Origin of the sequence: Psychrobacillus sp. NPDC058041 (assembly GCF_042885655.1) — a bacterium.
GTDB lineage: Bacteria > Bacillota > Bacilli > Bacillales_A > Planococcaceae > Psychrobacillus.
Genome location: NZ_JBHVRO010000018.1, coordinates 32,077 through 47,027, shown reverse-complemented (window position 1 = coordinate 47,027; position 14,951 = coordinate 32,077). Strand labels below are relative to the sequence as shown.

General features: G+C 29.9%; 12 protein-coding genes and 1 pseudogene. All 13 read right to left on the bottom strand.

Going from position 1 to position 14,951, the window contains the following annotated elements; all coding sequences use genetic code 11:
• Positions 1–537 (bottom strand): annotated as a pseudogene (locus tag ACFVR1_RS19015) (hypothetical protein); the annotation flags it as partial.
• A 384-nt stretch (positions 538–921) separates the two neighbouring features.
• Positions 922–2,103, bottom strand: a complete 1,182-nt coding sequence (locus ACFVR1_RS19010; protein WP_387586259.1) for a glycosyltransferase — start codon at positions 2,101–2,103, stop codon at positions 922–924.
• A 24-nt stretch (positions 2,104–2,127) separates the two neighbouring features.
• Positions 2,128–3,339, bottom strand: coding sequence for a glycosyltransferase (locus tag ACFVR1_RS19005; protein WP_387586258.1), 1,212 nt, complete (start codon positions 3,337–3,339; stop codon positions 2,128–2,130).
• Positions 3,336–4,466, bottom strand: coding sequence for a non-hydrolyzing UDP-N-acetylglucosamine 2-epimerase (gene wecB / locus ACFVR1_RS19000; RefSeq protein WP_387586257.1), 1,131 nt, complete (start codon positions 4,464–4,466; stop codon positions 3,336–3,338). The genes ACFVR1_RS19005 and wecB overlap by 4 nt, the downstream gene beginning before the upstream one ends.
• A gap of 2 nt (positions 4,467–4,468) precedes the next feature.
• Positions 4,469–5,578 (bottom strand): polysaccharide biosynthesis C-terminal domain-containing protein, encoded by a 1,110-nt coding sequence (locus tag ACFVR1_RS18995; RefSeq protein ID WP_387586256.1) that lies wholly within the window; start codon positions 5,576–5,578, stop codon positions 4,469–4,471.
• Positions 5,579–5,583: 5 nt separating this feature from the next.
• On the bottom strand, positions 5,584–6,594 hold the full coding sequence (locus ACFVR1_RS18990; RefSeq protein ID WP_387586255.1) for a polysaccharide biosynthesis protein: 1,011 nt from the start codon (positions 6,592–6,594) through the stop codon (positions 5,584–5,586).
• A gap of 33 nt (positions 6,595–6,627) precedes the next feature.
• Positions 6,628–7,821 carry a glycosyltransferase family 4 protein gene (locus tag ACFVR1_RS18985; RefSeq protein WP_387586254.1) on the bottom strand — a complete coding sequence of 398 codons (1,194 nt, stop codon included), beginning with the start codon at positions 7,819–7,821 and terminating at the stop codon, positions 6,628–6,630.
• 292 nt (positions 7,822–8,113) lie between these two features.
• A complete protein-coding gene (locus ACFVR1_RS18980) occupies positions 8,114–8,785 on the bottom strand; it encodes a GNAT family N-acetyltransferase (RefSeq protein ID WP_387586253.1) in 672 nt (223 codons plus the stop codon).
• A 205-nt stretch (positions 8,786–8,990) separates the two neighbouring features.
• A complete protein-coding gene (locus tag ACFVR1_RS18975) occupies positions 8,991–9,896 on the bottom strand; it encodes an NAD-dependent epimerase/dehydratase family protein (protein ID WP_387586252.1) in 906 nt (301 codons plus the stop codon).
• A 213-nt stretch (positions 9,897–10,109) separates the two neighbouring features.
• A complete protein-coding gene (locus tag ACFVR1_RS18970) occupies positions 10,110–11,396 on the bottom strand; it encodes a type III PLP-dependent enzyme domain-containing protein (RefSeq protein WP_387586251.1) in 1,287 nt (428 codons plus the stop codon).
• Positions 11,397–11,452: 56 nt separating this feature from the next.
• Complete coding sequence (locus tag ACFVR1_RS18965) at positions 11,453–12,649, bottom strand: ATP-grasp domain-containing protein (protein ID WP_387586250.1); 1,197 nt, start codon at positions 12,647–12,649, stop codon at positions 11,453–11,455.
• Between the two features lie 37 nt (positions 12,650–12,686).
• Complete coding sequence (rfbB, locus tag ACFVR1_RS18960) at positions 12,687–13,703, bottom strand: dTDP-glucose 4,6-dehydratase (protein ID WP_387586249.1); 1,017 nt, start codon at positions 13,701–13,703, stop codon at positions 12,687–12,689.
• 27 nt (positions 13,704–13,730) lie between these two features.
• A complete protein-coding gene (locus ACFVR1_RS18955; protein WP_387586248.1) occupies positions 13,731–14,933 on the bottom strand; it encodes an ATP-grasp domain-containing protein in 1,203 nt (400 codons plus the stop codon).
• Between the last annotated feature and the right edge of the window lie 18 nt (positions 14,934–14,951).

The following is a 14,951-nucleotide window of genomic DNA, read 5'->3' as shown; positions in this document are numbered from 1 at the left end:
CTGTTGCTCTAAATAACCATATGCCCTTAATTGGGTGTCTAATATTGGGTAATACTGCATATAACCTATTGGCGTATTTTTATATTCAACTATGTTAATCAAAGCAAAAAAAAGAAAGAAATTAATTGAAAAAGCTATGCTATTTTTATTATCATATTTCTTTTTTATATCGCATGTTATATATGTAAATATTAAATACTCAATAAATAATGTTATAAAAACTATTAAGTTATTGTTACTGAATAAGGAAACAAAGTAAAATAAAAAATTAATTACAAATAGTTCTTTGTAATTTGCTTGTGTTAACGTAAATTCTATACCACCTCTCCTCATATTATCTATTTCATTATAATGATGAAATAGATCCCACGTTGGTGGTGGAACCAATTGTGAACCTAAATAGGCATAACAAAGTCCAAAAGTAATTAATAGAAACATATATTGTCTATTATTAATTTTAATATTAGCAATGAAACCAATTTGATGAAATAAAACAATCAAGAGAATATATAAAATACAAATTAAATTTAATAACATTAGCTCTCCCCACAACCTAAAAATATTTTATTTACGCTTACTAGATACATATAATGCAAAAATATAAAGTTTACTATAATTGTAATTGCTAACTTTATATCCTTATATACACTACGGTTAGTGCTATATATAAAAAGTAGAAAGTGTAAAATATCTTGTGTAAATGAATAAATACAAAAAGCGAAGCGTAAAGAGAATGCCCTAACGAAGATACTCTTGATAGATTTCTGGTTTCGCAATTCAAGAATTATAATCAACGGTTCGCCAACGAATTGCCATATTGACTTTGATTAAGTACTAAAAAAAGAATAAAAGAGAATAAGAAAAGGTCAATATTTATATACACATAAATATTGACATTACCTCAAAATAACTCCTACAAGATTATTCAATCATTTTATATAACTTGTATATCTCTTTCTCATTACTTAAATTTCTCTTTTCAATATTTACTTTAAATTGCTTTAATAATTCAGGTTTATCCAAAATTTTCTTAATTCCATAATAAATACTCACATCATTGTTTTCTACTACAAGTCCGTCTATCCCATTTTTAACCTGCTGTTTTGCAGACTCATATTTGGTTACAATAATAGGTAATCCTAATATTTGTGCTTCAGTTACAGCCATTGGTTTACCTTCATATCTTGAAGGCATTACAAAAATATCGCATTTGATAATATAAGGATACGGGTTTAACCTTTTACCCAACAAGAAAATATTATTTTCTAGACAATTATCATATACTAACTTTTCTATTTTTTTCCTATCAGGACCGTCTCCAATTACATACCATTTAAATTTATAACCTTCATCAACAAGCTTTTTAACAGCTGAAATTATCCTATCAAAACCTTTAGTATTTATTGAAAGTCTACTTACTGTAATAATGTTAATACTATCAATATTAATATCAAAATCAGTTATTGTTTCACTAGATTTATTAATCAATTGAGCTTTTGTAATAATATTTTCCATATATATTATTTTATTCGTTAGTGATGGAAATGATCTTTTACAACTTTTTTGACAATCTTTGGATACACATACAATTTTTGAAGCTTTACTGAATGTCTCCAAATCTATTTCAGGAATAAATTCCGCACCTTCATAATCAGTATGGATCCATGCGATTTTTTTATTAGCATTGACATTATTTAATACATAGTCATTTCCCCAGTACTCAAAATATCCAATAGCTGCATCGTACTCTTTTTCAACCTTGTACGATTCCTTAGCAGATATTTTTGATAAAACCTGAATATTTAACCCGAACTTTTTTTTATATTTTAGTTCATAAAATAATGCTTTTATTAAATATCCTTTTAATAAATACTTAACTATAAATCTAAGCTTCTTTAAAAAATTATTTTTATTATTCTTACAAACCTCATTTAGTATATTAACTTCTTTAGGAATACTTTTTAAATAAACACCATTTTTTCTATATAAAACTAAATCGACATTGTACTTGCTGTAATCAATAGAATTTAGTATAGATATCAAACTTGTTGTGCTGCCTCCCAAAAATAATTCAGGATATGCAAACAATATATTTTTCTTCAAATATAAACTACCTTCCTTATTGTGTTATGAGAGGAAATTGATTATTTTTCTACCTTGTTTAACATAATTCTTTGATTTTGCAAATTCCAGTGCATTCATTCCAATATTAATTCTTTCTTGTTTATTTAATCTTTTTACTCGATGTAGTGTCTCACTAATATTTTGTGGATCATTATTTTCTAATAGTATAATATAATCTTTGTATTCATCCGGGATTCCAGGTAGCATGGTTGTTATTAGTGGAGTTCCAGAAAGCATATATTCAAGTGTCTTGGAGGGAAAAGAATATTTTACATATTCATCTTCAGCAGATCGAGCATTGATTAAAAAATCAGCTTCTCTTTGTATTTTTAAAATGTCTTTATTTGGGATAAACCCCTTATATCTTATATTGTTATTTATAGTACAAACTTTTTCCAACTCTTCTTCATAGTCACCATGACCATATATTTCAAGTATAATGTTATCATCTTTAATAAATTGAAAACCTTCCACTATATTCTTGATTCCATACCTTTTTTCTATGGAACCTGTGTATACTACTTTAATAACATTCAATTCTCCGTTTTGTTCATCTTTTGTATTTAAATTTATGTCTTTTTCGTCTATTATTCCTTCAATGACTAAATAAGGTTTATTAGGAGCGAAATCCTCAGCAAGATATTTTGTAAGGGCTATAACTTTAGAAACTCTTTTCATCAAATGTCTACTGAAAAATCGTTCTACTCCTCTTAATTTTTTTTTCATAAAGCTTTCTCTTCCATTTTGCACAGCAGGGGGATCCGTCCATATAACAATATAGTCAACCTTATAAATCTTTGATATAAAATAACCTATTATCATAAATGGAACATGTACCGAATATACAATTACGCCACTTTTATTTTTTTCTTTATGATATTTTTTTATACTGTAGTAAAGACCTGAAAAAAACCTTGTTACTATTTTAAAAATGCTAGAATTATGAAAGCAAATTTCTAAGATTTCAATTTTTTTGTCAAAAATATCTACTTTCCATTCTTTACTTTTAATTTTTTTTTGAGGAAAAAAAGGATAATCCGAAATTGGTCTTGCTGAAATATACGTGAAATTGAAAGTGTCGTATATTTCCACACCTTTAATTAAGTTCCAATTAAATTTATGGGTCTGGATAGCAGGTAACTTATCTATACTTAGAACTTCCTTCATTTCTTCATCTGGTATCGCAAAACCTAAGAACAGAAAATTCTGTTTCATAATTCCTTGTCCCAAACAATTCTATTAACGTAATCTGTATAAGACAATATAATCCTAAGTACTTTATCCGATACATTCGGCATACTGTAGTCTTCAACAAGTCTTAATGTGTTTTTTTCTTGTGCCTCTAAGACGTTTAATCCCTGTAATATTCTATCCTTTGTTAAACCCACCATCATAACCGATGCCTCTTCCATCGCCTCTGGTCTTTCATGTGCTTGTCTTATATTTAGTGCTCTAATCCCAAGAATTGAAGATTCTTCACTAATCGTCCCACTATCACTTAAAACTGCTTTTGATTTAACTTGAAGTTTTATATAATCATTAAACCCTAAAGGTTTCATTGTTTTAACTAATGAGTTAAACTCTACTCCTTTTGCATTTATCATATTTTGAGTTCTAGGGTGCGTGCTTACAATTACGGGCATATTATACTTCTTTGCAACAGCATTTAATCCACCAACCAAACTCCAAAAATTGGTTTCAGAATTGATGTTTTCTTCTCTGTGAGCAGATACTACAAAATATTTTTCTTCTTCTAGTCCCAATCTTTCTAATACGTCTGATTTTTCAATGTCATCTTTTCTTGAATTCAGAACTTCAAACATCGGACTCCCAGTTTTAATAATTCTGTCTGCTGGCAGACCTTCTCTTAACAAATATTCTCTTGCAATATCACTATAGGTTAAGTTAATGTCTGCAATATGATCGACAATCTTTCTATTCGTTTCTTCAGGTACTCTTTGGTCAAAACATCTATTCCCTGCTTCCATGTGAAAAATAGGAATATGTCTTCTTTTTGCTGCGATGGCACATAGGCAACTATTTGTATCTCCCAAAACTAATAAGGCTTCTGGTTTTATTTGTTCCATAATAGGATCTATTTTCATTAAGATATTTCCAATGGTTTCAACTGCTGTTCCTGTAGCTGAATTAAGAAAAAAATCAGGTTTTTTTAATTTAAAATCTTTAAAAAATACTTCATTTAACTCATAATCATAGTTCTGTCCCGTATGGACAAGTGTATGTTCAATTGCATTAGATTCTTCTAATTTATTTATTACTGCTGACAATCGAATAATCTCTGGTCTAGTACCAACCACTGTCATGACTTTTAATTTTTTCATTGTCATACACTCAAGTAATAAGTATCTGGATTTTCAGGATTAAAACACTCATTTACCCACATGATTGTTACTAGGTCGGCTTCACCAACATTTTCAATGGAATGTGTATAACCTGGAGGTATGTCCACGACTTCAAACTTCTCAGCACTCACTTTGTATTCAATAATTTTTTCAGAATCTATTTTTCTAAATCTAACAAGACCTTCCCCACTTACCACTAGAAACTTTTCATTCTTCGTATGATGCCAATGGTTTCCTTTTGTAATTCCTGGTTTAGACACATTAACTGAAACTTGTCCTCTATCCGCAGTTCGAACAAATTCCGTGAAAGATCCACGATCATCTACATTCATCTTTAGGTCATATGAAAATTTATCTTCTGGTAAAAAGCTTAAATAAGTACTGTAAAGCTTTTTGGTCAAGTAGTCTTCCATATTAGGTACATTTAATGTACCTCGAATCATTTTGAAGCTTTCGATTCGTTCCGCTAATTCACCAAGTTTAATGGAATGTGTTGTTTGTATTACGCAATAGTTATTTTGTTTTGTTGGAGAACCCTCTAGTGCATTCACAAACTCCTCTAAGACATCATCAATATAACAAAGAGTAAGTGCATTTTCTGCATTATTGACCTGAATGTCTATATTTCTAGCGATATTATAACAATACGTTGCTACTACTGAATTATAATTAGGTTTACTCCATTTTCCGAACAAATTCGGAAGCCTATATACATAGACATCTGAGCCAGTTTCTTTCGAGTAATTGAATAATAGGTCTTCCGCTGCTTTTTTACTTTCCCCATAAAGATTAGGTATTTCCGCCTGGATCGATGAAGTAATAAGAATAGGAGATTTATTATTATGCATTTTTAAAAATTCTACTAACTTTAAGGTAAAACCAAAATTACCTTCCATAAATTCTTCTTCATTTCTTGGCCTGTTAATACCTGCTAAATGAAATACAAAATCACATTTTTCGGCGAATGTCATTAGATCTTCTAATGAATTTTCTTTTGTAAACAGAAATAAATCTGTATACCCTCTATTTTTCAATTCTTCTACCAAGTTTTTTCCTACAAATCCAGAAGCCCCTGTTATGAGAATCTTCACTAATTTCATCCTTTCAATTCACTTTGAATATAAGGTAGTTGTAGAAGTTTATCTTTTATTTGTTCAATAGTTAAACGATAAGTATTATGAGAATTATATTCTTCAATAGATGAAAGCACTTTATCCCCAACTTCAAAATATTTATCATAATTTAAATCTCTATTATCTGCTGGGACTCTATAAAACCCCTCTAAATCTTCGGCAACTACAGTTTCTTCTCTAGTTAATAGCGTTTCAAAAAGTTTTTCTCCATGTCTCGTACCAATAATCTTTATTTCATTGTCAGCATGAAATAATTCTTTTATTGCTTGTGCTAAATCAGCAATTGTAGATGCAGGTGATTTTTGTACCATAATATCTCCTGCATTTGCATTTTCAAAAGCAAATATTACTAACTCCACTGCTTCTTCAAGACTCATTAAAAATCGTGTCATTTCTGGATCAGTTAAAGTTAAGGCTTTTCCTACTTTCAATTGTTCTACAAATAGTGGGATAACTGATCCACGAGAAGCCATAACATTACCGTATCTTGTTCCACAGATTAATGTTTTTTCAGGAGCAACAGTTTTTGCTTTAGCAACTACAACTTTCTCCATCATAGCTTTAGATATACCCATTGCATTTATTGGATATGCTGCTTTATCTGTTGAAAGACAAATGACCTTTTTCACTCCGAATTCAATCGATGCATTTAAAACATTTTCTGTACCAATTACATTTGTTTTAACTGCTTCCATCGGATAAAATTCACAAGATGGAACCTGCTTCAAAGCAGCAGCATGAAAAACATAGTCAACTTCATTCATTGCATATTTAACGCTTTCTAAATCTCTTACATCACCTATATAAAACTTTAATTTGTCATTATTATATAATTTACGCATATCATCCTGTTTTTTCTCATCGCGTGAAAATATGCGTATTTCTTTTATGTCAGTATTTAAGAAACGTTCCATTACAGCATTTCCAAATGAGCCTGTACCACCAGTAATAAGTAACGTTTTATCTTTGAACATAAAACTTCACATCTTTTCCCTATATTTTAGTTGCTAAATCAATTCGTAATATTTGTCTATATTAATATCTTTAGTATATTTAGCTTTATATAGCTTTTTAGCGTTACTAGACTCCATTTTAGTTAACGGGAAATCCATAAAATACCTATTAATACCATTCACAAAACCAACTATGTCGCCTTGTAAGATATTTACTCCACATTCATATTCAGCTAAGTCTTTTACGATATCAGTATCATGACGCATAATCGACAGAACAGGTTTTCCAGCTGCTAAGTATCCATACGTTTTGCTTGGTACTCCAAGTCCCTCAATGCCCTTTTCTAAACTTACCAAACATAAGCTGCTTATGGACAAAACATCCGAATAGTCTTGTCCTTTCAGAAATCCAAAAACTTTACAATTTGCTATACTATTTTGTTCTATAAAGTTTTTTACGTATTCAACTTTACTTCCGTGTCCTGAGAAAACAAAAAAAATATCTGGATGATCTTTGAAATTTAAGATACCTTGTAAAATGGTTTCCATATCCTGAACGGCTCCCATATTGCCAGAATATAAAACTATGAACTTATAATTCTCTTTAATTTCAATAAATTCATCATTAACTACTAGAGTTTGCTGAACCATTTTTTCATTTGAAAACCAATTCGGAATTACCTTTAGATTTATTGAACTCTTAGCTATGTTTTGATTCAATACATAATCTTTCATTTCATTTCCTAAAAGAACAATATTCGAAGCATTTGAATAGACACAGTTATTTATAAATTTCATTAGCTTGTGGATTATTCCATTCTCTTTTATACTTTTAATCTTTAAAGCATTATCTGGATAGACATCAAAAGCAACGAATATAAATTCTGTTCCATAGATCTTCTTTAATAAACAAGCGACTAGAGGCAAAATAGGTGGGTTTGAGTAAACAATGATCATGTTGAATTTTCTTAAGTAAAAAAGCTTCATAAGCATAGATAAAAAAAGTGAAAAAAAGTTAAATATACGACCAAATTTTGATTTATTATTGTATGCGGTGTATTTAACCCTTTTTATCGTAATTCCTTCCAAAATCTCATCAACTTGTTTTATTTTAAAATTATTAGAAATGTATTCTTGAGGATATCCGCAAACTACACTAACATCTAAACCCCTCTTTTTTAAACCAAGTGCAAGTTCAGTAATGAGAGTTGCGGAAGATACATGTTCAGGATAAAAGTATTGACACAAGATTCCTACACTTTTCTTTATAATTTCACCTCATTCTTGTCCACTGCTAGATAAATACGTTCAATCGTATCTTCGTTTTATAATATGCTTAGGTATGGTGCATTATTCAACCTAATGTAAATCTGGCCTCGAGAAGTTTAGAATATAAAAATAGCCGCCTTTGGAATTTTAAGTTCTAAAGATGGCTACATTAATGGATTTAATTAGATGATTTATTTAAACTAAAGCATATTAAAGATAGGAAAAGTAATAACCCTAATATTCGATTGATATATCCAAACTGAATTTACTTTTAATCAACTTTATTATATTTATCTTCCATATTACTTTTTGGTAATCTCTTAGATAATCCCCATTCTTTTATCCATAAAAAATTGCGATACATTTTTGCTTTTATCATATTGGTAGAAAATATCATTATTCTAGGGTTTTCAAATTCAAAAGAAGGTAAATCCGTTCGGTAGTTGCGTACTTTCAAATTCCGGGCTATTAGATACTCAGATAAGCTACCTATAGTACCAGAACTTTCTAACAGTCCATGTAAGTAAAATACGATGCTTTTTTTCAATTTCGTTAATTCATCTAGTGTGAACATAATCACTCTTTTGAGATCAACTTTTTTAACTATAAAATCCATATACGAAGCTTCGTTTTTCCCAATAAAATAGATTACGTAGGTAAATCCATTGTTTTTAATTTGAAACGGAAAAAATGCAATAATTCTGTTATGTTCCTTCACCGCATATATTTCTACTTTTTCTTGAAGTCCTATTGATTTCCACCAACTTTTTATAAAAGCGTATTCAATAAATGGATTATCATTTTTGTTTTCTTCCAAAATAGCATTCCATTCTTTCTCGAATACTTCTAAATGCTTAAGTGTTTTAATCTGAATGAGCTCCAAATAATCATCCTTTTGACTAGTTTCATTGCAATGCAGTTGCTTTTTCTTTTGAAAGAACACTTCCTTATATCACTTTTAATTATTCTTAAATATTCCCTTGATATTCATCAATTATTTAATCGCCTTCCGAATGGAAAATAACTTTTATGCACTGGTAAGATCGCTTCTGTAAAGGAATATCTGTTCTTTACTTTTCTTGAAATGTACAATCAAATTCAAAACCCGTACTATTATCCACAAAAAATTGCGATACATTTTTTTTATTCTATTGTTTTTGAAGGGTGTAATAATGAACGGTTTCTTTCAATCCTTCTACGAATCTATAAGAGGGGGTCCATTCAAGCGATGCAATTGCTTTTTCATTGGAAAGAATACTTCGTTGAATCTCTCCTTCTCTCAAAGATTCATATACTGGTTCTGTCATCATACCTGTTAAATTAGCTATCTCATCATATAGTCTTTGAATAGAAATTTCTTCACCAGAACTAATATTATAAATACCAGTGTGTTCAGACATTATTGCTTGTAAACAAGCCGTTGCTATATCTTTTACATAGATAAAATCTCTTGTTTGATTGCCATCATAAATAACTGGATTTTCTCCTTCTATTAACCTATGAATAAAACTTGTTATGACTCCATTTGGTTGTTTAGGTCCAAAAACGTTTGAAAAGCGCAATATAGTGCTTTTTACATCAAATAATTTTTCATAAAGCTGTGCATACTTTTCTGCTGAAAGTTTAGAGAGTGCATAAAAAGATAGTGGAGAAAGTTTGCTGTTTTCTAATACTGGAAATATATTTGGATTACCATAGACAGCTGCTGTCGAAGCTATCACACATTTTTTCACATCAAATTGTCTTGCGTATCGTAAAATATTTAAAGTACCAAATAAGTTTGCTTGGCAATCTTCTACAGGATTACTCATGGATTCGATAACTGATGATTGCGCTGCCAAATGAATGACAAAGTCAGGTTGTTCTAATTGAAAAATAGCCTCTAGATCCTCTTGCGTAATATCTATTTCATAGAAAAGAACGTTTTCTGGTAGATTACTTAACTTTCCAGTTGATAAATTATCTACTGCTATAACGGAAATTTGTTGTTTTAATAATGCTTCAACGACGTATGAACCGATAAAACCTGCTGCTCCTGTCACTAATACCTTCAAAGCGTATCCTCCGATTTAATAATAATCTGATACATAATAATTATTTTCACTGTAAAATCATTTGGGGGAGTTTCATTTCTTCCGTAAATAATCTTCTTTAAGTGATGTAACGACTCGTACATGTAACTTCTCTCAATTTCATTCATTTTGTATCGTTAACTGTACAATTTTCATCCACGATCTTTCATTAATCTTATGGAGATGAATCAAAATCTAAAAAATATAAACATTACTATTTATAAAATCATTTAACTCTTCTCTCTTCCTTACTAACTTAAATTCACTCCCTAATTTAGCTATCACTGGTGGCCTCTCTTTAATGAAGGGAGGATTAAGAACAATTGTGTAAGCTCCTACATTGTTAAAAACTAAAAAATCTCCAACTTTAGGTATTTCATCAACATGATCAATCATTAAATAATCTTTTTCCATACATGTATAGCCAACAACATTGTACTTTTTTAATTGATAATCATCACAATTTACTTTCAAAAGCTCCATTGAAGTATTCTTCTTACTAATGCTAGGTTTAATATTATGAACACTTCCATTAACTAGAACAAAATATTCATCACGATTCTTCTTTACATCAATTACTTGGCAGTAAAATTTAAAAGTATCTACTACTAAAGCTAAACCTGGTTCTACGATTAAAAATGGTTCGTTTTTAAAGTATATTTTTTCTTTATTTATAATAGAACAGATAGTTTCTGCATAATCATCGAATGATGGAACATTTTCAATATTCATTATTTTAGGTACATCACCAAAAAAGCCTCCACCGATATCAAGATATTCAAGTGTATTTTGAATGTATTTTTTCGAAATATTGCATAATTCTTGGGTAATTTTCTCAAATATTTTTAAGCTTCTAATTTGAGTAGAAAAATGTCCATGAAGTCCTACAACATCTATGTTACCTATTTGATTTAATTCATTTATTGCTTCCTCCAAATTTCCATTTTCTACACAAAAACCAAATCTACTTTGTTTAACTCCGCTTTGAAGCGGACTAATTCCATCAGTAGTCATATCAAAATTTACTCTTAGTCCAACTTTGTAATGTTTGCTAGCATTCTTTTGAATATATTCTTTTACTATCTCAATCTCATAAAACGAATCAAGGTTAATAATACTTCCATTTTCTAAAGCTAAAGCTATATCTTCGTACGATTTAAGAGGACCATTAAAAATAATCTTTCTTGGATTTATTCCTATCTTTAGAGCTAGCTCGTATTCCATTCTAGAAACAACTTCTGCGTAGGCTCCTAAATTAGACATTTCATTTAGTAATGAAGGTAAATAATTTGTTTTATATGAATAACCAATGATAAAGTTTTTATATCTACTACTAAATGCAGTAAGCATATTTTTATAATTCATTCTTAGTTTTTCCACATCGAATAAATAAAATGATTCACCGAATTCTTTTTTTAACTTAATAATATTTTCTAAGTTATCCACTTGGTCATACTTCTCAATCTCTTGAGTGTTTTGCACTGACAAATTAACCCCTTTTTTTAATAATCTCTCTTATATGTCCAACCTCAAAGCCTTTAACTTATCATTTGAATGTCAATATACTGACCTATATTTTTCATTTTAGATTTTAGCTCTTCAATGGAATAAAATTTTAGGAAGATAATTCCTATTGTTTTATCTAAGCCGTCAAATGCACTTAAATCATCGCCATGTTTTTTATTCATTACCATCTGAATAATATGTTCTTGAATTTCATCTGAATAGACGATGTCTTTTAATTTTCCATTTTCAAATGTATGCAAATAATACGTAGAATAAAATTGTTTTGATTGATTTTCTTTTACCTCAATTTTGTTATTCATTGCCGCTTCGACAGTCGCTTTTACAAAATCTATTCCTGTTCCTATCTCTAATAATTGAGAAATCATATTTCCCCCATTTCTTGCAGCCATCTCTATAATGTAAGGTTTTCCATTATTATCGAACAACACTTCTATATTTAAGACACCCATGTTTATGTTCAAAAGATCAATTACTTTTTGTAATTCCTTACGTGCAATCATTAGTTTTTCTTCTTCCATAATTACGGGATAACTATTACCAGTTGGGATAAACGAATTTTGTTCTATATTTCTATAACCATTTATAAAACCGTAATACTCAATATTTCCATTTTCTACTATTATATCTCCGCCGATCATACACTCATGTGCCATCTCAATATATTCTTCAATTATGACCATTTTTTGTTTTGATTTTGAAAGAGAATAATCAAATGCTTTATCAAATTCCTCTAAAGATTGAATCCGAGATACTCCTTTACTCCCAGCTGAGTCAGTCGGTTTTACCATTATTGGAAATTGTAATTCGCTAACATAAATCATTGCTTCATTTTTCGATTTAAAACTCCTCGCTTTTGGACAATTAATTCCATTATTCATTAAGAAATCTCTAAATAAATTTTTATTAGATAATATTAAAACAGATTCATATGGATTTGATGGTAAATTTAACTTGTTACCCACATACGCCGCTGTAACTGCAGCGGGTTCAGATGAATAAGCAACAATTCCATCTATATTCTTTTGTTTTGCAAGTTCCAATACAGCTTCCTTATCGGTTGTGCTCACACAATGATATTCATCACAATAATATTGACCAGGGTTATCTTCTAAGTAATCACATAAAATGGTATAATACCCCTGTTCTTTTGCGTATTTAATTGCGGTAACCTGCTGAGCAGATCCTCCGAGTAAAATAATCTTTTTCATTAATACACCTCTAGAATAATAAATTTTTATTAGACTTTTAGTTTGGAATAGGAACCTGTGATGTTGTCCAACTCATATTTTCTAAATACCATTGAATTGTATTTACAATTCCTTCATCAAAAGAATAGAAAGGGGACCATTGCAATTCTTTACTTATTTTAGAATTATTAATAGCGTATCTTCTATCATGTCCAAGACGATCTTGTACATATTCGATTAAATCCTCATTTTTGTTTAAATAACATAAAATTGTTCGGACGATCTCTATATTTTCTTTCTCATTGTTTCCACCTATGTTATATACCTCTCCTATCCTTCCTTTATGGAGAACAGTGTCTATTGCAGAGCAATGGTCTTCCACGTATAACCAATCCCTAACCTGTTTACCATCTCCGTATACCGGCAGTGGAATCTCATTACTTGCATGATGGATCATAAGTGGTATGAACTTTTCAGGATTTTGATATGTTCCAAAGTTATTGGAGCATCTTGTAGTAATAACAGGTAGTTTGTATGTTTCAAAATAAGCTCTCACTATCATGTCTGCCGAGGCTTTAGATGCAGCATAAGGACTATTTGGAGAAAGATTTGTCTCTTCAGTAAAATATCCTTCTTTTCCTAAAGTACCGTATACTTCATCTGTAGAAATTTGAATAAACTTAACGTTTTCCTTGTAATCTGTGCAGTACTTGTCTGATTTATTGACCTTCCAAAATTGCTTTGCTGTATCCAACAAAGCTTGCGTGCCTAACACATTCGTATTTAAAAAGATTTCGGGATTATCAATGCTCCGATCTACATGTGATTCAGCTGCAAAATTGATTACTGCTTGTATTTCAAATTGCTGAAAAACCTTATTAAGAAGCTCTCTATCACGTATGTCACCGCGTACAAAATGATATCTCTCTATATGTTCAACGTCTTTTAAATTGTGAAGATTTCCTGCATATGTTAATAAATCTAGATTTATTATTGTGTAATCATATTTTGATAGCATATATTTGATAAAATTAGAGCCTATGAATCCAGCTCCTCCTGTAACTAAAATATTCATCTTAGTCTCCTTTATGCTTTATCCTTATTAATCAACTTGAATTTTAATATATTGATTCATATTCTTCATTTTAAAATTTAACTCTTCTAAACTGCTAAATTGCAGAAAAATGATCCCAATAGCCTTGTTTGCGTTATCAAAAATATCAATTTCATCATTTGTCTTTTTAAAGATAATTTTGTTAGAAATGCACTTCTGTATTTCTTCTTCTAAAATAATATTTTTAAGTCTTCCTTTTTTAGATGAATGTAAGATATAAGTAGAGAAAAAGGAGTTTTGGGGATAGGAATAAACAATATTAATATTTTCTTTATTTCCCAAGGCTGCTTCAACTGTTGCTTTTACTAAATTCACACCGGTTATTGTCTCAAGTAATTGTGGAATCAAATTCCCTCCATTCCTCGGACCCATTTCTATAATATAAAGATCCCCATCTTTACTAAACATAACTTCAATATTCAATGCGCCAAACTCTATTTGTAGTAGGTTTATTATTTTTTGCAACTCTTCACGAACTAAATTTATCTTTTCATCTTCCATCATTAACGGAAAGCTTTTCCCAATAGGTATGAAACGATTAAATTCCAAATCTCTATGACAGTTTAGTAATCCGAAAAACTCAATTTTTCCATTAATAACAAAGATGTCTCCACCAATCATATATTCATGTGCCATTTCTATGAACTCTTCGATAATCACTGTTTTATCAATTGAATTTGAAATAGCAATATTAAATGCTGTATTAAGTTCTTCTTCCTTATTAATACGAGAAACGCCCTTACTACCGGATGAATCGGTAGGTTTAACCATTAAGGGAAATCTAAATTTATTTATATTTATCCTGGCATCTTCAATATTTTTAAAGCTTTTTGCTCTCGGACAATTAAAACCATTATTTACCAAAAAATTTCTGAAAAGGTCCTTTTTAGTTAAAACTAATACTGATTCATATGAATTGGATGGTAAGTTCAATTTATTACCTACAAATGCTGCAGTTGGAGCAGCAGGATCAGTAGCATACGCTACGATTCCGTCAATTTTTTTGTTTATTGCAATTTCAAGAATAGAATCTTTATCTGTTGTACTTACACAATAAAATTCATCTGCATAATATTGTCCAGGATTATCATCTAAGTAATCACATAATATTGTGTAATAGCCTTGTTCTTTTGCAAATTTAATTGCTACAATTTGTTGATTAGATCCTCCAAGGAACATAATTTTCTTCACGCATTACACCCCAGTTTT